General features: G+C 28.9%; 28 protein-coding genes. 16 read left to right on the top strand and 12 right to left on the bottom strand.

Annotated features, from left to right (window positions below; genetic code table 11):
- Positions 1-10: 10 nt before the first annotated feature.
- Complete coding sequence (locus tag BWR22_RS06300; protein WP_076732715.1) at positions 11-1,150, bottom strand: T9SS type A sorting domain-containing protein; 1,140 nt, start codon at positions 1,148-1,150, stop codon at positions 11-13.
- A 165-nt stretch (positions 1,151-1,315) separates the two neighbouring features.
- On the opposite strand from BWR22_RS06300, the gene BWR22_RS06295 reads away from it, so the two are divergent.
- Both BWR22_RS06295 and BWR22_RS06290 read left to right on the top strand, forming a co-directional pair.
- Positions 1,316-3,097, top strand: coding sequence for a tetratricopeptide repeat-containing sensor histidine kinase (locus BWR22_RS06295; protein WP_083678227.1), 1,782 nt, complete (start codon positions 1,316-1,318; stop codon positions 3,095-3,097).
- Positions 3,098-3,832, top strand: a complete 735-nt coding sequence (locus BWR22_RS06290; protein WP_076732712.1) for a LytR/AlgR family response regulator transcription factor — start codon at positions 3,098-3,100, stop codon at positions 3,830-3,832.
- Here the strand turns inward: BWR22_RS06290 and BWR22_RS06285 are convergent.
- Genes BWR22_RS06285 through nadC form a run of 3 tightly spaced genes read right to left on the bottom strand, consistent with a single transcriptional unit; the run spans position 3,829 to position 6,121 of the window.
- Entirely contained in the window at positions 3,829-4,245 is a 417-nt protein-coding gene (locus BWR22_RS06285; RefSeq protein WP_076732710.1) for a DUF2147 domain-containing protein, read from the bottom strand. The two genes, BWR22_RS06290 and BWR22_RS06285, sit on opposite strands and share 4 nt — an antisense overlap.
- A complete protein-coding gene (locus tag BWR22_RS06280) occupies positions 4,238-5,248 on the bottom strand; it encodes a YihY/virulence factor BrkB family protein (RefSeq protein ID WP_083678225.1) in 1,011 nt (336 codons plus the stop codon). The genes BWR22_RS06285 and BWR22_RS06280 overlap by 8 nt, the downstream gene beginning before the upstream one ends.
- Before the next feature lie 12 nt (positions 5,249-5,260).
- Positions 5,261-6,121 (bottom strand): carboxylating nicotinate-nucleotide diphosphorylase, encoded by an 861-nt coding sequence (gene nadC / locus BWR22_RS06275; protein ID WP_076732708.1) that lies wholly within the window; start codon positions 6,119-6,121, stop codon positions 5,261-5,263.
- Positions 6,122-6,212: 91 nt separating this feature from the next.
- On the opposite strand from nadC, the gene rlmH reads away from it, so the two are divergent.
- Positions 6,213-6,686: a 23S rRNA (pseudouridine(1915)-N(3))-methyltransferase RlmH gene (rlmH, locus tag BWR22_RS06270; RefSeq protein WP_076732705.1), complete on the top strand. Its 474-nt coding sequence runs from the start codon at positions 6,213-6,215 to the stop codon at positions 6,684-6,686.
- Between the two features lie 5 nt (positions 6,687-6,691).
- Here rlmH and BWR22_RS06265 read toward each other — a convergent pair whose 3' ends face one another.
- Together BWR22_RS06265 and BWR22_RS06260 are read right to left on the bottom strand one after the other, a co-directional pair.
- Positions 6,692-7,360: a hypothetical protein gene (locus BWR22_RS06265; RefSeq protein ID WP_076732702.1), complete on the bottom strand. Its 669-nt coding sequence runs from the start codon at positions 7,358-7,360 to the stop codon at positions 6,692-6,694.
- Positions 7,361-7,427: 67 nt separating this feature from the next.
- Positions 7,428-8,144 carry a hypothetical protein gene (locus tag BWR22_RS06260; RefSeq protein WP_076732699.1) on the bottom strand — a complete coding sequence of 239 codons (717 nt, stop codon included), beginning with the start codon at positions 8,142-8,144 and terminating at the stop codon, positions 7,428-7,430.
- Between the two features lie 31 nt (positions 8,145-8,175).
- Between BWR22_RS06260 and BWR22_RS06255 the strand changes: the two genes are divergently transcribed.
- Positions 8,176-8,751 carry a non-canonical purine NTP diphosphatase gene (locus BWR22_RS06255; protein ID WP_076732697.1) on the top strand — a complete coding sequence of 192 codons (576 nt, stop codon included), beginning with the start codon at positions 8,176-8,178 and terminating at the stop codon, positions 8,749-8,751.
- Between the two features lie 145 nt (positions 8,752-8,896).
- Positions 8,897-9,763 carry a tetratricopeptide repeat protein gene (locus BWR22_RS06250; protein ID WP_076732695.1) on the top strand — a complete coding sequence of 289 codons (867 nt, stop codon included), beginning with the start codon at positions 8,897-8,899 and terminating at the stop codon, positions 9,761-9,763.
- 117 nt (positions 9,764-9,880) lie between these two features.
- On the opposite strand, the gene BWR22_RS06245 is transcribed toward BWR22_RS06250, so the two are convergent.
- The 5 genes from BWR22_RS06245 to BWR22_RS06225 all read right to left on the bottom strand — a co-directional run bounded on the left by BWR22_RS06245 (position 9,881) and on the right by BWR22_RS06225 (position 14,390).
- Positions 9,881-10,990, bottom strand: coding sequence for a hypothetical protein (locus tag BWR22_RS06245; protein WP_076732693.1), 1,110 nt, complete (start codon positions 10,988-10,990; stop codon positions 9,881-9,883).
- Entirely contained in the window at positions 10,990-12,261 is a 1,272-nt protein-coding gene (locus tag BWR22_RS06240; protein WP_076732691.1) for a hypothetical protein, read from the bottom strand. The genes BWR22_RS06245 and BWR22_RS06240 overlap by 1 nt, the downstream gene beginning before the upstream one ends.
- A gap of 36 nt (positions 12,262-12,297) precedes the next feature.
- Positions 12,298-13,149 carry a hypothetical protein gene (locus BWR22_RS06235; RefSeq protein ID WP_076732688.1) on the bottom strand — a complete coding sequence of 284 codons (852 nt, stop codon included), beginning with the start codon at positions 13,147-13,149 and terminating at the stop codon, positions 12,298-12,300.
- Between the two features lie 172 nt (positions 13,150-13,321).
- Positions 13,322-13,810: a hypothetical protein gene (locus BWR22_RS06230; RefSeq protein WP_076732686.1), complete on the bottom strand. Its 489-nt coding sequence runs from the start codon at positions 13,808-13,810 to the stop codon at positions 13,322-13,324.
- A gap of 103 nt (positions 13,811-13,913) precedes the next feature.
- A complete protein-coding gene (locus BWR22_RS06225) occupies positions 13,914-14,390 on the bottom strand; it encodes an Hsp20/alpha crystallin family protein (protein ID WP_083678223.1) in 477 nt (158 codons plus the stop codon).
- Positions 14,391-14,981: 591 nt separating this feature from the next.
- Here BWR22_RS06225 and BWR22_RS06220 point away from each other — a divergent pair.
- From BWR22_RS06220 to BWR22_RS06175, 10 genes are all read left to right on the top strand, one after another.
- Positions 14,982-15,716, top strand: a complete 735-nt coding sequence (locus BWR22_RS06220; protein ID WP_076732683.1) for a DUF6090 family protein — start codon at positions 14,982-14,984, stop codon at positions 15,714-15,716.
- Between the two features lie 64 nt (positions 15,717-15,780).
- Positions 15,781-16,497 carry a DUF6090 family protein gene (locus BWR22_RS06215; RefSeq protein WP_076732680.1) on the top strand — a complete coding sequence of 239 codons (717 nt, stop codon included), beginning with the start codon at positions 15,781-15,783 and terminating at the stop codon, positions 16,495-16,497.
- 240 nt (positions 16,498-16,737) lie between these two features.
- On the top strand, positions 16,738-17,589 hold the full coding sequence (locus BWR22_RS06210; RefSeq protein ID WP_076732678.1) for a TIR domain-containing protein: 852 nt from the start codon (positions 16,738-16,740) through the stop codon (positions 17,587-17,589).
- On the top strand, positions 17,586-17,963 hold the full coding sequence (locus tag BWR22_RS06205; protein WP_076732676.1) for a hypothetical protein: 378 nt from the start codon (positions 17,586-17,588) through the stop codon (positions 17,961-17,963). Before BWR22_RS06210 ends, BWR22_RS06205 begins: the two co-directional genes overlap by 4 nt.
- Before the next feature lie 188 nt (positions 17,964-18,151).
- Positions 18,152-18,781, top strand: coding sequence for a hypothetical protein (locus BWR22_RS06200; RefSeq protein WP_076732673.1), 630 nt, complete (start codon positions 18,152-18,154; stop codon positions 18,779-18,781).
- 156 nt (positions 18,782-18,937) lie between these two features.
- Positions 18,938-19,441 (top strand): hypothetical protein, encoded by a 504-nt coding sequence (locus BWR22_RS06195; RefSeq protein WP_076732670.1) that lies wholly within the window; start codon positions 18,938-18,940, stop codon positions 19,439-19,441.
- A gap of 361 nt (positions 19,442-19,802) precedes the next feature.
- Positions 19,803-20,117: a hypothetical protein gene (locus tag BWR22_RS06190; protein ID WP_156875580.1), complete on the top strand. Its 315-nt coding sequence runs from the start codon at positions 19,803-19,805 to the stop codon at positions 20,115-20,117.
- A 234-nt stretch (positions 20,118-20,351) separates the two neighbouring features.
- Positions 20,352-21,110: a hypothetical protein gene (locus BWR22_RS06185; RefSeq protein WP_076732665.1), complete on the top strand. Its 759-nt coding sequence runs from the start codon at positions 20,352-20,354 to the stop codon at positions 21,108-21,110.
- Between the two features lie 44 nt (positions 21,111-21,154).
- Positions 21,155-21,649 carry a hypothetical protein gene (locus tag BWR22_RS06180; RefSeq protein WP_156875579.1) on the top strand — a complete coding sequence of 165 codons (495 nt, stop codon included), beginning with the start codon at positions 21,155-21,157 and terminating at the stop codon, positions 21,647-21,649.
- A gap of 223 nt (positions 21,650-21,872) precedes the next feature.
- Positions 21,873-22,289: a hypothetical protein gene (locus BWR22_RS06175; protein WP_076732660.1), complete on the top strand. Its 417-nt coding sequence runs from the start codon at positions 21,873-21,875 to the stop codon at positions 22,287-22,289.
- Positions 22,290-22,435: 146 nt separating this feature from the next.
- Here BWR22_RS06175 and BWR22_RS06170 read toward each other — a convergent pair whose 3' ends face one another.
- Positions 22,436-23,866 (bottom strand): AAA family ATPase, encoded by a 1,431-nt coding sequence (locus BWR22_RS06170; protein ID WP_076732658.1) that lies wholly within the window; start codon positions 23,864-23,866, stop codon positions 22,436-22,438.
- Positions 23,867-24,169: 303 nt separating this feature from the next.
- Between BWR22_RS06170 and BWR22_RS06165 the strand changes: the two genes are divergently transcribed.
- Entirely contained in the window at positions 24,170-26,038 is a 1,869-nt protein-coding gene (locus BWR22_RS06165; protein WP_076732655.1) for a DEAD/DEAH box helicase, read from the top strand.
- Positions 26,039-26,046 lie beyond the last annotated feature (8 nt).

The raw sequence follows: 26,046 nt of genomic DNA, 5'->3' as shown, positions 1-26,046 counted from the left end.
ATAAATTAAGCTACTGTTTAATTATTTTTTTTGTACTTGTTTTATTGTCTTTGGTAATTTGTAACAAATACATTCCTGTTTTTAATTTTGAAACATCCACTTTATTAATTCTGTTTAATATGTTTTGAGTAAAAATTTTGCGTCCATTAACATCGCATATGGTTAGGACACCTGTAGTATTGCCTTCTATTTCTATAATTAGTTGATTTTGTACTGGATTTGGGTAAACTTCTAAACTTGAAAAAACGACATCTTCCGCATTAAGAGTTTGACAGTTTGGATACGTACGGCGATCTCTTGTAGTGTTAGTCCAAGTTCCTAAAACATTAGTTTGATCTACCACTATAATTTGGTTACCATCACTATTATTTGTGTAAAGCTTTCTTTGAGTCTCATCGTAAACGCCTGTATTTAAGTTCCAATTTGATTGTAACAGTTCTATTAAAAAACCATTACTATCGTAACTATAAACTTCAATATTATTATTTACCCATTGGTTGCCATCCCAATTTTGGGAGATTTTAGAAACTACTACATTATTTGAATTATATACATAAGTTATTTTTGAACTATCTATCCAGATTGAATTAACCGCATCCCAATTACTATTTATAATTGTATCTATTTGAGAAAATGCAGTATACGTGTAATTACTTTTATCTCTATTAACAAGACTATTTAAAGGTATACTCCATTCTTTATAAAGGGACTCTATTAATAAATCGCTGCCATTATAAGCGTTTTCAATGGTTTCGCTAATTTCCCAATTACTATTTTCCCAAATATAAATTTCTACTAAACTTAAATTATTACCTAGGTATGAAAAATCTGTACGCCTTTCGTTCTCCCAAATTTGAAGATTGGTATTCCAAAGTTCATTTGTACTCGTCGTCATTTGGGAATTAGCATTATAACTAATGCTTAATTGTGTACTATTTCCAAAAATACTTGTTGAAAAATCTAATGTTTGTTGTAAAACATAATCTGGCAAACAATCTGAATTAAAACTATAATTTACAGTAGCTACATGTAACCAATCGTCTACAAACCAAAGATCTGTTTCCCAAGTCTCTGGAACTGGCGGTGCTTGCAGTTGTGCGTTTGCATTTGAAATGATAAGAATAAAAATAAAAAGTAATTTTGCTTTCATTTCTTTTTTATTTGGATTAAGCCTTTATAAAGCAATCCTATTTTTATCAAAAAAACTACAACAAACTTATTATCGTTGACTTTAAACACATTAACGTTGCTTTTGTAAGTTACTTCTAACAATTAATTGCTATTTTTATACAGCTATTAATTATTAAAGTTTAAAATGAAAAAAGTACTACCAACACTCTTTTTCATGGTATCCTTGATATGTTTTTCTCAAAACAAGACCATTGATTCTCTTGAAAACGTTATTAAAAACTACAAAACCGAAGACACTACTTATGTAGATTTAAGAACAAAACTTGTGGCTAGAAAGATGTTTTTAACTCCAACAGATTCTACTTGGATGGATTACAATCTTAAAACTTTAGAAATCTCAAAAAAACTCGATTATAGCAAAGGAATAGTACTTGCTCTTAATAGTATTGGTATTATTGAGCATTATTTTAAATCTAATCCATTAAAAGCTTTAGATCATTATCAAGACGCTTATACCATTATAGAAAAACATCCAGAACTCGATAAATATTCGGTAGGAGTACTTACAAACATTGGACTTATTCATTACGAACAACAAGATTATAAAAAAGCATTAACTAGCTATAAAGCATTATTAAAATATCCTATACACAGAACCAATACCTATTTTAATATTGGCAATATTTATGGTCATCAAAAAAAAATCGACTCCTCAATTTTTTACTATAAAAAAGCTATTGCAGTTGCAGATACAGTAAAACAAATTCTACACATAGCTAATATTAAAAGTAATTTGGGTTTAGTACAAACCAATGCCGGATATATGGTAGACGGTTTAAATAACATAAAACAAAGTTTAGAACTTGTTGAAAATCACAAACTAGAGGTTTTACGAGTATCGGCATATGTAAATGCTGCTGAAGTTTATTTAAAAAATAATATAATTGAAAAAGCCGAATATTATGCCACACATGCTTTAGAACTAAATAAAGCATTAAATAATATGGCCACAAAAAATAGTGCTCTAGCAACGCTAGCAAACGTTTATGAAAGTAAAGGCGATTACAAAAAAGCACTCACTGCCTTTAAAGAACATATTGTTTTAAGAGATAGTGTTATTAATGCAGATAGAAAACTTGAAATTTCAAGAAAAGAAATTCAATACGAAGCAGATAAAGACAGAGCTATTTCCCAAGTAGAAATTGAAAGGCAAAAATCAATTAAAAACACCTCTATTATAGGAGGTAGCGCTCTAATTTTTGCATCGTTAATTGGATTTATATTATACCGAAGAAAACAAGAAGCTGTAACAAAAACCAAAGAAGCCGAGTTTAATGCTAAAGTATCTGATACAGAACTTAAAGCTTTACGCTCGCAAATGAATCCTCATTTTATATTTAACTCCTTAAATTCTATTGGTGATTATATTTTAAAAAATGATACAAAATCTGCTAGCGATTACTTAGGTAAGTTTGCAAAATTAATGAGGTTAACCTTAGAGAACTCTGAAAAAAGTGAAATTTTATTATCCGAAGATATTGCACTTTTAAAAATGTATTTGGATATAGAACGCAAAAGATTTGAACAAAAATTTGATTATACTATTGAAGTTGAAAAAAGCCTAGACCCAGAGAATATAATGATTCCTCCTATGATTTTACAACCGTTTATAGAAAACAGTATTATTCATGGCTTATCTCAAACTAACAAAAAAGGCAGTATTATTATTACGTTTAAAAAACAGAATAAAATGATTCTTTGTACTGTAGATGATAATGGTGTAGGGCGAGAAAAAACAAATAGCATAACTTATTTAGAAAACAAAAAATCTATGGGAATGGCTATTACAAAAAGTAGAATTGATATTATTAATAAAGTAAAAAAAACCAAAGGCGATATTAAAATTATTGACAAATCTCAAGGCACTAGAATTGAAGTATTGCTGCCAATACAACTTGTATATTAAATGATTAAAACAATACTTATAGACGACGAGCAACATTGTATTACTCGCTTACAAGATTTAATTTCAAGACACCCAAATACTTTTAACGTTATTGCTATTTGCAATACTGTTGAAGAAGCTTTAAATGTCGTACCAAAATTGCAACCAGATTTAGTTTTTTTAGATATTAAAATTCATGACAGAACAGGTTTTGATTTTTTAAGAAATTTGCAGGCAGTAAATTTTAAAGTAATATTTACAACCGCTTTTGATAAGTACGCTATAAAAGCTTTTAAATTTAGTGCGTTTGATTATTTATTAAAACCAATTGATGTTGACGACTTTAACGATTCGGTAAATAGGTTAAAAAACAAAAAAAATAATGAAACAATTGAAAGTCAAATAAAGAACCTGTTTAATAATTTAAAACCTAATAAAAATAAAATAATTACAATCCCATCATTAACTGGTTTTGAAACGCTTAAAACAGAAGATATTGTACACTTAGAAGCAGATACAAGTATTACTCATATTTACACTAAAAACAAAAAAACAGTAGTTTCAAAACCTATTAAATTTTATGAGGATTTATTAGATGAAACCTCGTTTTTTAAAACACATAAATCCTATTTAATAAACATTAATCATGTTAAAAAATATTACAAAGGAAAACACAGTTATGTTGTAATGTCTAACAATGCACAAGTTCCTATTTCTGTTAGAAAAAAAGAAGAGTTTTTAAAACGGTTTGATTAGTTTTCTCTAACCCAATATTGAGTGGCATATAAAAAAGAAATATAACCACGAACCTGTAATACATTTGGATCTTCTGTTAATGCTAATCTACACTTATATTCTTTACCATTTTCTGGATCGAAAATAGTACCGTTTTTGTAGTATTTACCACTTTTAGTCATATTTTTAATAAGCTCAAAACCTAGAATAGGCTTATCTTTATCTTCGCCTGTACATTTTGTGCATATTGCATTTTTATCTTCAGGATTTAGTATTTCAATAATTTTCCCAAATACTTTTCCTTCTTTCTCATAAATCTCTACAATGCATTTAGACTCTCCGTCTTTAGCATTAACTGTTTTCCATTTTCCCAAAACACCTTGAGAAAATCCGGAAAAGGAAAATAAAAAAAACACTAATAATATTCTACTCATAACTATGCTGTTTTTTTAAATTCATTATAGACATATTTAATTCAAAACCCAACAATAAAATATTAGCATTAAGCCAGAGATAAAACAATAGTATTAACAATGCTCCAATGGAACCATAAAGCTCGTTGTATCGAGAAAAGTTTTCAATATAAACACCAAATAAATACGAAGTTAGCATAATTAGTATAGTAGTAAAAAATGCTCCTACAGAGAAAAATTTAGCTTTTCTACCTTCTCGTGTTCCTAAATAATATAACGTTGCTGTAGCTAAAAAAGTAACAATTACAAAAAAAGCATATTGTGCTATACTTGCCCAAAACTCAGTTTTACGTCTAGATTCATAACCGTATTCTCTAAAAAAAGCTAATGTATTATCTACTACATATATTTGAAAATATCCTAATACAGCAACTGTTAAAATTAAAAGTAAAGACAAAATTAATGCTACACCCATAGCAAAAAAGTATTGCTTAAATGGATTTCTTGTTAATTGCTCGTGATAAGAGTTTTCGAAACCTGAAAACAATGCATTTACGCCATTTGCCATTAAAAAAATAGCAACAATTAAAACCGTAGATAATAAACCTGTATTATTATTACTGCCTTTTAAGGTTTCAAAAATATTTTCGTGAAAAAAGTCTGTTGTTGTTGGTGGTAATACAGATTCTAAAAATGCTAAAAAATCGGTTTCAAAACCATCCATTGGTATGCTTGGAATAATAATTATTATAAAAAGCAAAAATGGAAATAGTGCTGTAAAAAAACTATAAGCTATTGCACTTGCACGAGCTGTTAACGCACCTTTAGCAATACCAATTACGTATAATTCTAACAAATCGTAAAGCGATAAACCTTCGAAACCAGGTAACTTTATTTTGCTTAAAAATTTTATTATAATATTAAGCACTGGAATTTTAAGCAGTTTTTCTTTTATATTCTGCTCTTTAAGTTGCTCGTCTACAACTATTTCTTCAATAAGCTCATCGACTCTTGTTTCTGGCATTTATGTTTTATTTTAATCTACAGCCTTTAAACTTAAATCTAAATTATAAACCGAATGCGTTAAAGCACCAGACGAAATATAATCTACACCACAAAGCGCATAATCTCTAATTGTTTTTTCGTTTATTCCACCAGAACTTTCGGTTAAGCATTTGTCTCCAATTAACTTTACAGCTTTTCTAGTATCCTCGTAGTTAAAGTTATCTATTAAAATTCTGTATACACCATCACTTTTAAGAATTTCTTCAATTTCATTTAAATTTCTTGCTTCTACAATTATTTTTAAATCGCGATTGGTATCTTTTAAATACTGTTGTGTTTTTTCTATAGCTTTTGTAATTCCGCCCGCAAAATCAATGTGATTATCTTTAAGCATAATCATATCATACAATGCAAACCTGTGGTTCTCTCCTCCTCCAATTTTAACAGCCCATTTTTCTAAAGCACGAATGCCTGGAGTAGTTTTACGTGTGTCTAAAATTTTAGTTCCAGTGCCATCAAGTAAGTCTACAAACATTTTAGTTTTAGTAGCAATAGCACTCATACGCTGCATGGCATTAAGTACTAATCTTTCGGCTTTTAAAATAGATTGTGATGCTCCTGTAACATAAAATACAATATCTCCATATTTTACTTTACTACCATCCTCTATCAAGGTTTCTACTTTCATTTCTGGATCTACATAAGCAAACACTTGTTTTGCAAATTCTACTCCAGCAATAATTCCATCGTCTTTTACCAATAGCTTAGCTTTACCTTGAGCAGATGCTGGAATACAGGATAACGAACTATGGTCTCCATCTCCAACGTCTTCACGAATGGCATTAGCGATTATTAATTCTATTTCTTTATTAAATTGTTCTTGAGAAATCATTTGTAAAAATTGTTTTAGCTAAAATAATGATTGCAAATCAAAAAAATGAAAATATTAAATCTCAAATTACAAAAAGTTTTACCTTTGGCGTATGACTATTAAACTCCTTGCCATTGGCAAAACAGATAATAAGCAACTTCAAGCTCTAATAGACGAATACCAAAAGCGTTTAGGCTTTTATATTAAGTTTAAATTGGAAATTATTCCAGATATAAAAAATTCTAAAAGCTTAAGCGAAGCACAGCAAAAACAAAAAGAAGGCGAACTTATTCTAGGAAAATTAGCTAATACCGATGTTTTAATTTTGTTAGATGAAAACGGGAAACAACACGACAGTGTTGGCTTTTCTAACTATCTACAAAAACACATGAATTCTGGTATAAAACAACTTGTTTTTGTAATAGGTGGCCCTTATGGGTTTAGCGAAGCTATTTACAATCAGGCAAAAGGAAAAATTTCACTATCTAAAATGACGTTTTCTCATCAAATGGTACGATTATTTGTAATTGAACAATTGTATCGTGGATTTACTATTTTAAGAAACGAACCTTATCACCACAGGTAAATAGACTATTCTTCAGCACAAGATTTTTTAGGCAAAATAATTTGTTTTTTGTACTTATATATGGATAAAAGTCTATAATCCATTTCTACTATTTTATTGTTTTTATCTTGAAAATAAATTCTTCTAAATATACCTTTAGGTAAATAGTCCGAAGATTTCCATTTTTCATATTCATCTGTTATAAAGAAAAAAGGTAAAATATATTCTGTATCAGGTTGAATAATAAAATGATGAGATAACGTTTTATTCTTTCGTTTTTTATTATACCTATTAAAAGAATAATACTTAAGTGTATCATTATGTATAATTGTATCTTTTTCTATTTTAAAACTATACTTCTTAAAATAATTTGCCGGTTCAAAACTATAATTACAATCGAGCGTAATTGTCTCTGCTTTAAAAAACAAGTCGTTTTCTATAGTAGAATTCATATTTGCTATATTGTGATGAATAAACTTCATATAACCATTATCCCTAATTTTAGAGAAAGTTAAATTATAGGAGTTATCTTTTGAGTTTACAAAAACATAAGCCTTAGATAAGCCTAATGAATCTTCGATCGCATTTTCGTATTCTAAAACATAATCAAAATTATATATTCTTTCATTTTTAGTTTCTTGACCAAAACTTAGAAAATAAAAAACTAGCATTAATAAGGTTAGTGTTTTTTTCATTAAAATTATAATATATATGTCGTTAATAATTACAAACCTTTTAAATAAAAGCAAGTATAAAATTAACTTATTCGCAATCAACAGTTAGTTTAAGCACTTTTTTAAACTTAACCGTATTAACAAGTTTTAATTTAAAGTTTTTTAAGTTTCTATTAGTTACTTTTATTTTTCTAAATACTAATAAACCCTCAAAATCTAACTTACTTTTATTCCATTGTTCTAACTCAAAATAGTTATTAAAATTTATTTTTTTAAATTCTGGATTATTTTCTATTACTACAAAATCATCAACATCTATTTTTCCTCTTTTTAACCTTCTTTTTCTAATAGGAGCAAATTTAACTGCTTCTTTTCCATTAATTACAGTATCTTTTAACTTATGGTAATTAAGCTTATAACTATCGTCTAATTCTACAATTTCATTTGCATAACCATTTCTAGAAATGTTTTTATAACCACATTTAAAATCTAATGTATCAGGCTTAACAAAATCTGTTTTTAATATCTCGGCATTAGAAAAATAATTATATAAATCCTTAAAATATAAATTAAACGAATCCTTCCCTTTATTATAGAAAGTTAAATTATAAGTATTGTCATTAGAGTTTATTAATTTAAAAAATTTACATTTTTTATCAAAACATTCTCCTCCTGTACTAGAATACTCTAAAAGATAATTAAACTCGTAAATTTTTTCTTTTTTAGTGTTTTGAGAAAAACTTAATACAGAAAAAAGGAACACTAAAACACATACTAATTGCCTCATTAAAATTACTTTTGTCATTTAAGCTAAAATAAGTTAATTATATCACACTATGCAATTAGTATTCGCAACAAACAATCTTAATAAGTTAAAAGAAGTACAATCCTTAATCCCAAAGCATATAAAACTATTAAGCTTAAAAGATATTGGCTGTTTTGAAGATGTTCCAGAAACACAAAATACTATTAAAGGTAATGCTATACAAAAAGCCGAATACATTAAAACACATTATGGCTACGACTGTTTCGCAGATGATACGGGTTTAGAAGTTGAAAGTTTAAATAACGAACCTGGTGTTTTTAGCGCACGTTATGCAGGACCACAACGTAATGCTAATGATAATATGGATTTATTACTTAAAAATTTAGCAAAAAAAACAAACCGAAACGCCCAATTTAAAACTGTAATCGCATTACATTTAAACAACAAACTAGAAACCTTTACAGGTATTTGCAAAGGTGAAATTACGCAAATAAAAAAAGGAGAAAAAGGTTTTGGATACGATCCTATTTTTATGCCAAATGGCTATACTGAAACTTTTGCCGAAATAGATTTAAACTTGAAAAATAAAATTGGGCATCGTGGTAATGCTGTTTTAAAATTAGTAGCGTTTTTAAATAGTTTGTAAGTATTAACTTATTATAAAAATATTAAACAAAAAAACGCATACAAACATTTAAGACCATTTTAAAAAACCATTAATTTTTAAAGAAACAACTTGTAATCTCAATAAAATAGTTACTTTTAAAACAGTAATACAATTGTGTATAATTATGAAACAAACTTTAAAAATTACAATTTTATCTCTAATATTAATTTCAAATATTGGGTTTTCACAAAATAATTTAACTGAATTAAAATTCGACACAAAATTTTATGACGCAATTGATAAATGGGTTGCCTTTCCTAAAAAAGATACAGATTCCACTTATGCCTATGGCTTTATTTATATAGACAATCAAGCAGGTTTTACATTTAATTACGAAACCAATTTCCAAATAAAAGAGCAGGAATTAATTAATATAAAATCAGATTCGAATATAGGGTTTATAAAATATCGACTTGAACCTAACGCAAGTCCTGTTTCTGTTTTAACCGAAAAACAAATTTCTGCATTAAAATTACCTAAAGAACCAGAGTGGTTACCTCTTTATAAAGAAGGTTCCAATAAAGTATCTTACTTAAAACAAGAAGGCTATCACTACAACCACGTTGGCGCTTGCGAATTAGCACTAAAACCATTGTTAAAGGCTTATAAAATTGAACCTCATTTTAAAGGACTTGAATTTGAATTAGCTTATGCTTATAATCATTTAGGAAAGTTTGAAGAAGCGATTCCTATATTAGAAAAAGCAATTAAAAATAATTCAAAGAATTTTTATTTCTACAGAGAATTGGGATATTCATATTTAGGATCAAATAAAATTGTAGAAGCTGAGAAAACATACCGTAAAGGAATTAAAATGTCTGATAATAATTTTGAAAAAAGTGAAATGTCTGTAAATATGTCTCAAGCTTATTTTAAATTAAAAAATAAGAAAAAATTTGACGAATGGGCCAAATTAACTAGAAGCTATGCTAAAGAAAACTCAAAATATGCTCAATATATAGATTATTTTGAACAGAATTGGGACAAATAATAACTACAAATATTGTTTGTATAAAAAACATAGGCTTTGAGCTTAATTATAGTTTTTAAATTAATAAAACCTCTATAATTAATTAAAGAGGTTTTATTGATAGCTTATAATTTTTTTTTAAGCATTTATACTTTTAAAGTCAATATCATTTAAATCCCATTCTTCAAGAGTTGATAAATTACTAAAACTCATAACATGTTTTAAAGGTTTAGCTATTGTATCTACCCATGATTTATCTAACACTTTAGCCTCTGGCAAATCCAACGTTTTGTTATTATTTACATCTTTTATAAGATTAGAAACATATTCATGTAAACTTTTCCAATAATTTTCAAGTGTAGTAACTATTGTTTTTGAAAACTCATGACTTTCACTAATAGATGCCATTTGGGCTACAGCATTATTTAGAACTTGCAGATCACGCTCTACTCCACTAAGCTTTTGGGTTAATTTTTGAATTTCGTTAATTAATTTTATAGACTCGACATCTAAAGCTATTATTTTAACTCCTGCTTCGGCAGCATTCATTGCTAAAATAGCTCCAGTTTTAATGGCGTCTGTATACTTTTCTGAGCCAACGCTAACCGCAATAGCTACACCATTTTTTACCACATCCTTGGCCTCTTCTAAAGCTAATTTTGAAATCGCTTTGTTATTTGCTTTAAGTTTTTCTTGAAGTTGTTCTCTTTTAGTTTCTAACTCATCTGTATAATTTGTTAAATTACTTAAAGAGTTTTTTGCCTCTTCGTATGTGTTTTTTAAAATTACTCTATAATTAGACAGGTCTCCTTCATAAACAACCAAAGCACTTAAAGCTTTTTTTGCATTTAAATGTTTAGCCATTAATAAATCTTTCAATCTATTTAATGTTGCAAGTAATAATTTGGTGTTTTTTGATTTATTATGATGGCAGATATAATCATAATAGCTATGAAATTCTACATTAGCAAAATGTTGCAAATCTATAAAAATTGATGTGATATTATTTTCTGTAATACCAAACCACTCGCCAGACAAACTTTGGATGTGTGGATATTCTATATCAATTTTTCTTTGTAGCATTTTAATTTCTCCTACTACCTGTATATCATCAACTTTATCAATATACAATTTTGGAATAGGCATTTGTTCTACATAATCTGAAAAATTTCTTGTAAATTGAATTGTTGCCATAGAAGGAATTAATTCAATAATGTCGTCCTGAGGTAAAAAATCTATTCCTTTCATTATGCTACAGAGTTAAGTATTGGTGTTGATGACGCTTGACTTTCGGCGTTCATTTCTTTCATTAATTTAATATAAAAAGGAGAATCTGGATCTTCTAAAATTTTTGCCCATTTACCATCACTAGCCATAGCAGACCATTTTGGATCTTCTAATGTTTCATTATCAAAAACTGGTCCCATTAAAGTGTGTACACAATCTGTAAGATCTTTAAAATCACCACTTATTAATTCGTAATCTAAATCTAAACTATCTAAATCTCCAAGATCTGCTATAAAACTTTCCATATCTGTTAAACTAGCATCTATATAGGTTCTAATTGCACCAATACCTTGAGACAAACTTTCTAATCCTGCCACCATAGATTTAATTTGTGTAGCATAATGCTTCGTTGCATAATAAGGTTGAAGAATACTTTCTTCAGCTTCAGAAATAAAAACATTAGTTTGATCTGTAGCAACTTTTGTTATTTTATCTGCTTTATCTACTGCTAATTCAGCCTCACCAACAGCAGTTCCAGCAGCGGCGGCCCAACCTATTGGATTCCAAAAATTAGTTATAGCAATTAAACCTCCAACAATTCCAATACCAACTTGACCTACAGTTTCCCAAGCTATTTCTTGTTGTAGCGTGCTAATATTATTATTTAAAGAATTAATTTGTTTATCTAATTTACTTTTAGCCTCTGATTCTGTTAAATTGGTTAAATCTAATTTACTACCATCGCCATCGGGAATTGCTGCTTGCATGTTAGTAAAATCTGTATTTAAATTACTAATATCCTTGTTTAGTTCTTTATGGATAACATCAAAAGCATCTGCTGGTATACTACTTTCTAAATCTGCAAGTGATTTATCTATTAAATATAAATACTTAGTTATTTTTGTTTTTGTTTCTGGACTTAAAGGATTTGGATTATTTTTTACAGCGGTATAAATAGCTTTTACCGAAACTTCTCCAGTACGAGAAAAATGCCAAATTTTACCAAGTATAGTATTTGTGTTTTCTACTTGAGTAAGTTCTTTTTGTGCATCATTTTGAATTTTATTGAAATGCGTTTTTAAACTTATGTTAATTGCATTTAAATCATCAATCACTTTTTGTTCTACTTTTCCTTTTGCATAATTTGTATTAATTGATGGTATTCCACATTGTTGGACATAGTTAATAAAGTGTTGTATGATTTTTTGAAATGAAACTGTGTTAAAAGTACCTTTTACAAATTCTTTTCCTGGCAATAGAGCTTTAAACCCTTTTTTTGTTGAAGTTTCCATAATTATTGTTTGGTTTTGATTAATATTAATTACAAATTATTTGGCGTTTTTTATAGCTGTCCAATCAGATTCTACCAATTCTATATATAGACTTTCTATATCATTATCATGAGCTTTTAATAGTTCTTGAATGTCTGTGTCTAACGCATGTAATAAAGTTGAAAAAACAACCCAATATCGACTTTGACTATCCATCTCTGCGTCAAATGACTTTAGAGTTCCAATCATACTAGAAGCTGCACCAATAGCAATTGAGTTTGCATTAAATTGCAATTGTATTTGTGCTAAATCTCTCTCATCTTTTTCTAATTTATCTTGTAACTGGAAAGTAATGGCATCCCAAATTGTTTCAACAACGCCAGATACTGTATGTGTTCTCGCTTTTATTTTCTGGAGTATTTCATTTCTATGCCTTTTTAATACTCCATCGTTATCTTTAATCGCTAATTTTTCGCTGGATAATTCTGATATTAATCCATTTAATTTTCGTTCATACAAATCTAAATCTGGTGTAATACCTTCATTAATTATTTTTTGTACTAATTGAGATTGAGCAAGAGCAGTTTTTAAAGCTCCTTTTAACTCATTAATATCTACATTAGGGACTTTTAAAGCTTCACATATTTTAACCATATTTTCACCAAAAGTTTTAATTTCCTTCTCTGCTATATTTATACATGCAGCTAAATCCAACCCAATACTTTTTAATTTTGGCACAAGATTATCTCTAATATCTACAGCAAAATTAAAGGCCGTTCCCGAAAGCGAATTGATTTTAGCTTTCATCTCAATATTTTTATTAAAGGTTTGAATATTGGTAGACAACCTATTTATATTTTTAAAGCTTACTGTAAAGTCTTTAGGTGGTGCAAGTTTTGCAAAACTCATAATATTGTGGTTTTAATTAAAATAGCAGGCTACAACAAAACAAATGTAAACAACTTAAAACCAATACAATAGAGTGTAAATACGTGTTTTTTAGTAAGGTATAAATACGTGCGATAAGCGACTATAAACGTATTATATATTTATCTTTCTATAAAAAAAAGACGAAAACTATTTAGTTTTCGTCTTCTGGTTTAATAAATTCTGAATGGTATTTTTCTAAAAATTGTTTCTGCCGTTTAACCATTTGTTGCCTTATTTTATCTATATCCATAAAATCTGAGCCAAAATCACTTTTAAAAAAATCATCATTAAAGTAATAATTGCTAAAAAGAGAATCTTTAGAGAAAACATCGTCGAAACCATTATTTTTAAAACCAGAGAAATTTTTAAAAAAGTTTGATTTAAAATATTGTATTAAACTATCACGGTCTGATGATGATAGGTTATTATAGGTATTGTTAGAAGACCAAGAATAAATACTGTCGTATCTAATTAAATTTCCGTTTTCGTCAAATTCTTTATCAACTTTCCAAGCGCCTTGCGGCTCGTTAACAGTCTTGTTGTCTTCCTCTTTTTTTTCTATGTTTTTTATGTCATCATTTTGGCTATTACAACTAACACTTAAAAAGCCAATTATTAATAATAAAATATATTTTTTCATTGCTATAAACTTTAAAAGTTAGACATGTATAGAAGTATAGAGGATACCAGTAAATTGATATCCTCTATATATTCATTATTTAAACAAAAATGTAGTGATTAAATTATGAAATTTTAATGCTTCGTGGAGGCTTTTGTTTTGCCTCTTCTTTTTTGGGTAAAAGAATATTTAAAATGCCTTCGTTATAACTTGCATTAATTTTTTCTTCATTTACAGTTTCAGGCAAAGTAAAAGTTCTTTTAAATGAAGAGTAACCAAATTCTCTTCTTGTATAATTTTCTTCTTTATGTTCATTTTCTTCCTTTGTCTCTGTAGAAATTGATAAGGCTTGATTATCAATTTCAATATGGAAATCAGACTTTTTTAGACCTGGAACTGCCATTTCAACAATAAAAGCATCGGCAGTTTCTTTAATATTTACTTTAGGTAAAGTAATACCTGTATTAAAGTTTGAGGTAAATACCGATGGTAGGTCTCGATTAAATATGTCATCTAACCAATTTGACAAAGTCGGGAAGTTTTGATTTGAATTGCTGTTTGCTAAACTTCCGTTTTTAGGAACACTAACTAAATTGCTCATAATTACAAAATTTTAAATTAAACAATGTTTCAAATTTGAAATCCTTATTGATTTCGACTTATATAAAACAAAAAAAATACCAAAATCTATTAAACAAAAAATATCATTAAAATTATATTTAAAACACATATTTAGTTGTCAATTTTTTACAATAAACACATGTTTTAACTTAAATAAATGTCAAATTGACATTTTTAAGATGCAGAAGGCTATAAACAATAAGTGAAAATTTAAAGTAATAATACTTATAAACATAACTTAAAACAAAGCTCATAGCTTATTTAAACTTCTCCTACCATTTGTAATAATTTAGTCATGCTTAAATGTTTATATTTTATTTATTAACTTAGTTTTAAATAATTTTAAAACAATAATAATCATACCATTACAACCACAAAATTAATAACAACAAAAAGCTATTATCATGTACTCCAAAAATTCTAAAATTATAATGACGTTGGATTTGGATTAAGTCTATTACATTAATTGGCATTCTATAAAATATAAAGCAACTAAAAATTTAAACTAGAGAACATTTAAACGTTTTAAAGAATTAACACAAAATACTTTATTATTAAAAATCGCTATTAAATGATAAAATTTTTTAGAAAAATTAGACAAAAATTACTCTCAGAAGGTAAAACCAGCAAATACTTTAAATACGCTATCGGCGAGATTGTGCTTGTGGTAATTGGTATTCTCATTGCGCTTCAAATTAATAACTGGAATGAAAACCGAAAAAGCTCAAATATTCGTAATAATTATTATAAACAAGTGTTGCAAGATTTATCAAAGGATACTGTTTATATTAACAGATACATTAAATATCTAGATACGAGTCTTTCAAAATATCAAAACTATTTAACAAAATTACCTAAAGCAAAAAGTATCAATGATGTAATACCTCTTATTGGTACACTTAACTGGGAATTTGGTTATATTAATTTTAATACAAACACCATAGAATCTTTAATATCTACGGGTGACATTAAGTTAATGCCAGACAAAATTAGAAATGCTCTATTAGATTTAAGAACTTATCAAAACGTAACTATTAATACTGCTTCTGGGAATAATGAAGTTCACTTAAAGGAAAGCCAAAAAGCGCTTGGTCTTGGGTCTATAAATTATATTTTAAATATAAATCCCAAACTATTAAATCAATTAAATAGAGAAGACGATATAATATCAGCTATAAATATTATAAATGGAACTTTTCAGTTAAGAGATTTTACAGACAAAAACTTACAGAAGCAAATGCAATATATGCTAGAATCTACAAAAGAATTATCTGAATTAATAAATTCAGAATTAAAGAATAACTAAAACAACAAAACGCATAATTAATTACTAAAACACAAAAAACTTAAAAAAAAAAATTCGCTATTCAATGATAAAATTTTTTAGAAAAATTAGACAAAATTTACTCTCAGAAAATAAGTTTAGTAAATATTTAATTTACGCCATTGGCGAGATTGTACTCGTGGTTATTGGAATTTTAATTGCATTACAAATTAACAATTGGAATGAAAACCGAAAACAACAAGCTGAAATTACTGATATTTACACCCAAATTGTATTAGATTTAGATAATGATATCGACGAGTTTTCAAACACTATAAAATATTACGACTCTATAAAACCTGTTTACGATGCTGTCATTTCAGACACTAGAACTATAGATTTATTAGACGATGGATTATCTCGATTAATGGCTGGAGGTCCAATAACTAATTTGAATAAAGGTGGTATTGAACGCTTAAAATCTGTCGCTTCTAAAGATAGCCTATCATTGCATTTAATTGAAATATATGATACTGGTACATTTCTTAAAACTTTAGAGGAAAAAATTTCTAATGAAACTTGGCTTCTTGTAACTACATTTAGAGATAATTACAGTTGGTATCCAGAGTGGATAAGTAAAACAATAACAAAAGACAATAGTAGTAAAGAGCTACAAGATTATTTTGTAAATAGTCAAGAATATAGGCATTATGTAATAAGTAGTTACCAGAAAATATACAATGCTTATCTTCCAAATTTAGAATATGGTATTGTAGAATTGAAAAATATAAAGAAATCAATTAATCAACGCATAGATAAATAACCAAGTACAGCAACGCATATAAATAATTGCATCACTCTTGCCTAATTCTAAATACTTTAAAAATCACACCTAGTTTTTATATGTTTACTAAATTAGGTGCTTAAATACTATAAGTACATATGCAGAAAGCAAGTAACTATCTATTAAAAATAAACTAACTTCGTTATTTAAACGATCGTATTATATAATACATTTAAACGTTTTCATATCAGTCGACACGTTGGCCATAATATTGAATAAATGAGTAAAAAAGAAAATATTGAAGCTTCCAAATTAGTTGTTGGAAAAGAATACTTTGAAGATTACCTACAAAAACGAATAGTAATTGGAGAGGAAATTTATAATAGAAATATTCAAACAACAAGACAATTAGAGCAAGCTCGCCAAGACTATTATGATTGGAATGACTTCAATTCAGAATTATTAAAGCAATCGTTTGACAATATTAATAGCGAGTACAAAGAAAAATACGATAGAGTAAATAATATTGGGATTTATATTTCACCAAGTTCACCAGCGGAAGAACTTCGAGAGTTCAAGGACGATGTTTTAAATAAAATAAACAACTTAAAACAACTAATAGCAAAACTACCATTAATTAAAGTGGCTGATGGACTTGATAATGCAGTTACCGAAAAAGAATTCTCGGATAATGAAAAAGTATTTATAGTTCACGGACATAATAATGAAGTAAAATTAGATGTTGCAAGAACTTTAGAAAAACTTGGCCTTTCACCTATTATACTTCACGAACAACCGAATTCCGGAAAAACAATAATTGAAAAATTTGAGGATTATGCAGATGTTGGTTTCGCAATAGTGTTACTAACAGATGATGATTTAGGTAAAGCCAAAAAAGAAGAACAATTGAACACCAGAGCAAGACAAAATGTGATTTTAGAATTAGGCTATTTTATTGGCAAATTGGGTAGAGAAAGAGTTTGTCCTTTATATGCCAATGGTGTTGAACTACCAAGTGATTTAAGTGGAGTACTTTATGTAGAATTGGATAAACCAGGAAATTGGAAAATCAAATTAGCAAAAGAACTGAAAGCTTGCGGATATAAAATTGACGTAAATAAAATAATATGATGTTTGAAATAATTGAAAGCCTTACTAATATTCTTGGACCAATAGCTACTGCAAGTAAAGAAAATAGTTCAAAGAAAGATAGAGCCTTAAGAGCCTTGTCATACGCTTTAGATAAAACTTGTCTTTATTACAGAGATTTACGCAATGGAATTCTAAAAGATAGGGAAAGAGAAGCTCAATTAGTTCGCTATTGGTCGGCAGCAGCAATACCATTGAGACATTTTGATTCCAATTTAGCCGAAATCTGCGACCATAAATCTGAATATTGGTTAGACCCAGAAAACTATGACGATTCACAAATTGATGAAATGGGAATAAGATTGGAAGATGTTCGAAATGCTTACAGACAGCACCTTAAACCGAATTATAGTTAATTTAATAGAAGAAGATAAAAATACTATGGCCAACAACGTGTATAGCTCATTGCGGCTGAATTCCTTAATCGGAATTCATTGCAATTTGCTATCTCTCAGTTACGGCGGAAAATCATAACTGATTTTCCGCAACAAACCATATACAAACACGTTGTGCAACATTAACAAAACCGATACGGAAAAAATAAATGGATAATAAAATAACATTTTTCAGATTTTCTAATTCAAGAATATCCTTTAGTAACACTATAAAAAATGAAGAAATAAAAGAGAAAAACGATTTCAAAAGATACAGAAAAAACTTATCTGAATATCAAGAAATGGATCTCAAAGAACTCACTAGTAAAGAATTAGAGATTATTAGCGATTTTAAACACGAAAGAAAAACATTTGAAAAGAACCTGAATTATGAGTATAAAAACTTGATAAAAGAAATTATTGACTCAAATGGTTGTATTCAAGAGCCAACAGAAAATCATCAACCTATTGTAAAAGAATTCTTTAAACAAATAAATGAAAAATTCCAAATAAGCGAATTGAATGAATTGATTAAACAAAATGGATTTAATTATTACTATAAAAAACATAAAGAGCTCAAACAACAGGTTGAAAGTCAAATTCCACACGACAGAATTGAAATTCAGGATATGGACGAACTTAATAGTATAATTGAAAGCGAAAACAGAAAAGGTTGGTCAATAAAACAAATTGAAGGAATACAATCAGCACATTACGACTATAATGCTGATTCTTATTCTGGTTATGGCTATGGATATAGTTTCACAGAAGGAATAATGATAGTTTGGAATAAAAAATAACGTTGCCCAACAACGTATATAATTTATTGCTAGTTCTAGCCTACTTACAAAAATCCTCGCAGATTTTCTATTCGGGTTGTATTTGCTAAATTAGGTGCTTAAACACGCCACTAATCTTATACAAAACCGTTGTAAACAAGCTGAAAAACGAAAACTATGATACATTTAATTTGGTCAATAATAAACGGAATAATAGTTATTTACTTTCTTTATCTAATTGTTGGATTTATCGCAAAAGGAAAGAAAATATTTAAACCACAATTTAAAGTTGTCTCAATCTCTATAATGGTAATCGGAATTGTTCAAATAATTTCAGCTTCTGATTCTGAGAAAAATTCAAACCGAATTTCAATAACTGAAGATTATAACAGAAAAATCGACTCTGAAATAAAACAAGTAAAATTAGAAGATAATTGGACTTTTGATATAAATATGCTTGTAAAATATTCCATAGAACAAAATAAATATATTCCAATTGAGAGTAACAGTTTTTTGACTGGACTTGTGAGCGGTTATGTGTGGGAATTTAATTCAATTGACACAAATAACATATATCCGAATGAAAAAGCAGAATTTGTTGTTAACGGAATTTTAAAATGGAATCTTTTTGGAATCACAGTATATAGTGAGTCTAAAATTTTTAATGGAACAATAGAATAAAAGCCTGTTTACAACACCATATATAATTATTCCTAGTTCTAGCCTACCTACAATAATCCTCGCAGATTTTCTATTCTGTTTATATTTGCTAAAATACTATAAGTACTTATGCAAAAAGCAATTAACTATTTATAAAAAATAAACTAACTTCGTAATTTAAACTATCGTTTGATATAAAACATTAAAACGTTTTCATATCAGTCCACACGTTGTGTGTAATTAAACCAAAAAACTACGATTGAATAATAAACGAGTAATAATAGATAGAGATTTAGAAGTGATTATTGTAGAAATTAAACAATATCATACCTATCGTAATTTGTTAGAAGGAATACCCAATTCAAAACTTAATAAAATAATATTGGAAAGAACGATAAGTGATGCAAAGGAATTATTTAATTTACAAAACATCCACTTAATTGAACCTATATTAACACCAATTGAATACGAAGGAAATTATCCATTTGGAAATACGGAAAGTTTACCCGAAATAACCTGTTTAGCCGAATTAAAATGTCATTCTGCTTTCAAAAATGAGGAAATGGATTATTCTGGATTGGGACTAGTATGGTTTCAAGGAAACTATGCTTTCCCAATTGAAAAAGCAATTAATGATTTTATAAAAACAATTCCATATCGAAAAATATGCGAGGAATTTTCATATAGTGATATGTAAACTTTATAAAAAAAAAGCCTGTGAAATTGACAGGAGAGAAAGCGGAATTAGAATTTAATAAAAAGATAGAAATAAAAACTACACACAACAATGTGTATAATTCATTGCTAGTACTCACCTACTTACGAAAGTCCTCGCGGACTTTCTATCTGTGATTTATTTGCTAACTTTAGTGCTTAAACACGCAACAAACCACATACAAACACGTTGCCATTAATTTAAGAAAAAGCGAAAATGAATGATTTAATAGAATGGCTTGACCTCGAAATTTCAAAAAATAATTTAGAAAATAATCCTGTAAGTTATCTGTTAAATGATTTTGGAATTGCAGAATCAAATTTTAAGATTACAATCCGAACGGAAAATGGTTTGTTAAAAATGGGAGAAAGATATCCCGAAGGAAGTTATCCCATAGGAACAGATTGGGTTTTAGGTAAAACAGCAAACAAAAAAGATTTCATAAACGAAATTGTGTCATATTTATATAATACTGATGGATTTAATTTTTACGATAAAATACTAAACTACTATAAAAAATCACCAATAAATTTTTGGGAATTTTACATCAATTTTAAAGATGTCGTTAACAATCATTTGTTTGATAATTCTATTAAAAAAGAAGATTTAAATAAGACAATAAGAATTCAACAAGAGTCGACTAATTTTTTTCAATCATTTGCGAATGATAAAGATTTTATCAAAAATTTTAAAGTCTTTGTTTTTAAAACAATTAGCACCTCAAGTACAAGAAGAACAGATTATTATTATGATTTTACAGATTATGTTTTATTTCACAATGGCATTGCAGTAACAGATGATTATATAAAAGGTATTCTTCCAGAAAAAATACACAAATCAGAACGTGATTATAATGATTCCATTCCACGAGCAGGAAATAAGGAATCTGTGAAATTTAATAAAAACAATGAGTTGACTTTAGATTTTTTAAAGAAATATGATTTGAATGAACATTTAAAATTTCTATTAGATTGAACTATTTAGAAGATATTTTTACTGCCGAAAATAAAACCCTTTCAATGAATAGAATTGAATGGTGGCTTTTAAAATATGAGAAAGAATTTAAAAATGTTGATAAAATAGAAAGTGCAAAACATATCTTTCTAGATAATGACGGAACTGTATTGAGGCTACCGCCAACTCTAAAACCAAATCAAAATAATAAGTTTTTAGACCTGTTTAATGCGTTAGACAAATTATCTAATTTTTATAAGTTCGAGGAATATTTTGGACAGCAAATGAAAGAATATGACAAAATTAAAACATCAAAACTTGAATTGAGAAATTGGCTTACTAAAAATGAAAAATTGGGAGCGGACAAGTTTGTTTGTTTTCTACTCGATTATTTAGATTACGATGAAGAAGACAAGGTTGAACATTTAAGTATATTTGTTCTTTCCGCACCCGAAATGGATATTTTGGTTAACAGAGCAGATTTTAAGAACACAATTAAATTTTTAAAGACGTTTAATGAAATCTATTGGAATGATGAAAAGATTGCGAAAAAAAACTAATGGCAACAATGTATATAAAAAATAGCGCAAGTTATTGCTAACACTAAGGTTTGGGCATATTTGGAAAGTCACCAAATTTTTAAATTTGATAATTTCCAATAAAAAGATAAATAGTAAAATTTAAAAATTCGGCTCGTGCTTAATCCGAAAATAATTTATAATTTGAACGCTACGAGCCATACACAAAACCATTAGGCAACATTTGACCCAAAATTACGCACTTATGAAATTGAAAACTTTTTTTAGTAGTTTAATAATCTTAACTCTATTGAGTTGTGGAAACGATGATGACAATAATTCGAGTAATCCTTGTGACTTGAATCCTTTTCCTGGAGTTAACGGAGTAACTCAATCGGATTTTCTGATTCAAACTTTTAACGAACCTGATGAAAAAGGATATTTAATATCAGCAACAATTACGAATGATAATCTTGAATCAGTTTCAGGAAAACCAAGTTTCGTATTTAGAGAAAATGGAGAAATAATTACTTATTCGACTTCTAATATTGCTTCTTCGACTTCTTGTCTGAATATTGACGCTGAATCAACTTGTGATTTTGAATTTAGAGTATATTTAAGTCAGAATGAAAATATTGACAACAATATTGAATTCCTCTGCTTTTATTACTTTGATGAATAAAAACGTTGCCTAACAACGTGTATAATTAATTGCTTTGGTCGTTGTTTATTTAGAAAATTCCTTCGGAATTTTCTCACGTTCGTTTTTGTTTACTAAATTAGTTGCTGAAACACGCAACTAACCATACACAACAACGATAGTTTAAATTATGAATCAAAAAATATTGAAGTTGTAAAATCATTCTCTACTAAATCCATTTTATGCGTATTCTCTAAAACACCGTACGCACTTATAAAGGTAATATGTACCATTTTTTTAGATTTTGTAACCGTTTTTAAACCTTCGCGTTTGGTACGTAGTTTTTGTGCATAATCTTTAGTTATAGCAAATTCATCGGCATAAAACTTCATTTCGCAAATGTTTATAATATTATCTTTTCTATCAATAAGCATATCAATCTGGAATCCTTTTGGGTAGTTAGCATCCTTTCTGTGCAAAAAACTATTCACTTTAGTTTCTACACCCAAAATACCTAAAGCCGCTTTAATGTTTTCAATATGTTTAATACATAAATTCTCAAACGCATAACCACACCAAATTTTATAGGGTTGCGTTTCGCTAACGCGTAACCAATCGCTTTTATTAAGTTTATTTTGTCCTACCATAAAGGTGAGATAAAACAACGAGTACTCATCGGTTAACCTAAAAAGTGTGTCTTTTTTACTTTTTTCTAAAGGCTCGAAGGTTGAAATAAATCCTGAAGCCTCTAACTCGTTTAAAATGTTTGTAAAATAACCACCATCAGACAGTTTTGTTAATTTTAAAATACTTTGTCTGTTTAATCCGCTAGCTTTACTAGCTAAAGCTTTTACAATTTTTATATGGCTACCAGCATTATCAAACAATGCTGGATACAAGTTATTAAACTCTGTAGTTAAAAAGCCATCCTTTTTAAAGCACAAATCGTTAATATTTTGTGCAGCACTTTTACCTTTTTCTACTTGATCTAAGTAATGCGGAATGCCACCTAAAGCTAAATATAGCTGTATGATTTGGTAGTGACTCATTACTATATTTTTTTCCTTTAAAAAGGCTTCGGTTTCATGTAATGTAAAAGGCATTAATGTAATAAGTTTGGTAATTCGATTATGCAAACCACCTTTTGCATTTACCACATGCTGAAGCATCCATGATGCGGCAGAGCCACAAACCACTACAACAATGTTTTGTTGCGATGCCCAATTATTCCACCAGTGTGCCAAAGCTTCCATAAAACCAGAACGCTTACTGGCAATCCATGGCAACTCATCTAAAAAAACAACAGGCTTTTTTAAACTACTATTGCTCACTGCTGCACTTAACTCACTAAAAGCCATTAACCAACTTTCGGGCTTTGTATAAGGTTTTTCAGCTTTAAAATACAAATTCATTTGTATGGTAAAATTCATTAACTGGTCGTGAAGATTAGCATCTTTTAAACCAGTCATTTCAAAAACCTTGTCGTTTTTATATACTTCGCGTATTAAAAATGTTTTACCAACACGACGACGACCAATAATAGCCAACATGTGCGCTTTTGTATCGCGCTGCATGGCTTGCATGGTTTTACGTTCGTCTTTTCTACCTATAATTTTCATACTATACTTAGCGGAATCTATGTAAATATACAACTTTCAGCGTAATATAAAATTATAACACGCGGAATCTTTTTAAAAAAAACACTTTCCGCGTAATAAATAAATTATATATATATTAAGTAATAAAAATAAGATAGTTACAAATCGTAAAATATATCGTACCTTTGCACCTTGAAAACGCAAAATGGCGTTTAATTGACTCCTCAGAGTGAGGATGTGTTACTAGAAGTTTTAGGTTAAGTATGTTCAATGCACTTCTATTTGTAACACCAAACAGATTGACATTGAAATACATAAAAAAGAATGAGCACATTCCAAGAATTAGGTCTTAACGATGACCTATTACAAGGTATTACAGATTTAGGTTTTGAAACACCATCTGAAGTACAAGAAAAAGCAATCCCAATTTTATTACAAGACGAAGGCGATTTAGTCGCTTTAGCACAAACGGGAACAGGTAAAACCGCAGCCTTTGGTTTCCCTATGCTTCAAAAAATTGACGTTAACAGTCGTACAACTCAAGGTTTAATTTTATCGCCAACGCGTGAACTTTGTTTACAAATTGCAAACGAAATGAAAGCTTACGGTAAATACTGTAAAGGTTTAAATGTTGTAGCTATTTATGGTGGTTCTAGTATTACAGACCAAGCACGCGAAGTAAAACGTGGCGCACAAATTATTGTAGCAACGCCTGGTCGTATGAAAGATATGATTAGCAGAAAATTAGTAGATATTACTAAAATTCAATATTCGGTTTTAGATGAAGCCGATGAGATGCTAAACATGGGTTTTAAAGAAGATATTACAGATATTCTTTCTGGAACACCTAAAGATAAAAGTACATGGTTATTTTCTGCAACTATGCCAAAAGAAGTAGCAAGAATAGCTAAAGATTTTATGCACGAACCAAAAGAAATTACGGTTGGACATAAAAACGAAAGTACCTCTAACGTAACTCACGAATACTATTTAGTAAACGCTCGTGATCGTTACCAAGCTTTAAAACGTTTGGCAGATGCTAATCCAGATATTTTTTCGGTTATATTTTGTAGAACAAAACGTGACACACAAAAAGTTGCCGAGCAATTAATTGAAGATGGTTATAGCGCAGGAGCTTTACACGGTGATTTAAGTCAAAACCAGCGTGATATTGTAATGAAACAATTTAGAACACGCCAAATACAAATGCTTGTAGCAACAGATGTTGCCGCTCGTGGTATTGACGTAGACGATGTTACACACGTAATTAACTACCAATTAAGTGACGAAATAGAAACATACACACACCGAAGCGGTCGTACTGGTCGTGCAGGAAAAACAGGTGTTTCTATGGTAATTGTTTCTAAAAGCGAAGTACGCAGACTTAGAAGTATTGAGCGTATTATTAATAAGAAATTTGAGAAAAAAGAAATTCCTAACGGAATGGAAATTTGCGAAGTACAATTAATGTCTTTAGCAAATAAAATTCATAATACAGAAATTAATCACGAAATAGATAAGTATTTAGAAGACATTAATACAATGTTTGAAGATACTTCTAAAGAGGAGTTAATTAAAAAATTCTTCTCTGTAGAGTTTACACGTTTCTTTAACTACTACCAAAAAGCAAAAGACTTAAACATATCGGCTGGAGATCCAAACCGCGATGGTGGTCGTGTTTCAAGTGGTAACGCAACACGTTTCTTTATTAACGTAGGAGAAAAAGATGGTTTTAACTGGATGACTTTAAAAGACTTTTTAAAGGAACAACTAGGTTTAACTAAAGACGATTTATTTAAAGTAGATACAAAAGATACATTCTCTTTCTTCAACACAGAAAAAGAACACGAAGAAAAAGTTTTAGCTCATTTTAATGAGTTTAAACACGAAGGTCGCTTTGTAAATGTTGAAGTAACCGAAGACAAACCAAATCGTGGTGGTCGTGGTCGCGGTCGCTCTGGTGGCGGAAGAAGACGCGATGGCGGAAACGGTGGCGATAGAAGACGTAGCGAAAGACGTTCTGGCGGAAGAAATGACGACAGACGCAGCAGACGTAGCGAAGGATCTGACAGAGGTGATAGAAAAAGAAGAAATGACGATAAACCATCACGCTCTAGAAGAAGCGATGGTGGCGATAGAGATAAAAGTGAATTTAAAACAACACATTCTCGACCAAGACGTTCTAGAAGATAAAAATTAAA

This window comes from Lacinutrix venerupis (assembly GCF_001971745.1).
Classification (GTDB): domain Bacteria; phylum Bacteroidota; class Bacteroidia; order Flavobacteriales; family Flavobacteriaceae; genus Lacinutrix; species Lacinutrix venerupis.
Note: the sequence above shows the minus strand (reverse complement) of the source record. Positions and strands in the feature narration are given on the sequence as shown.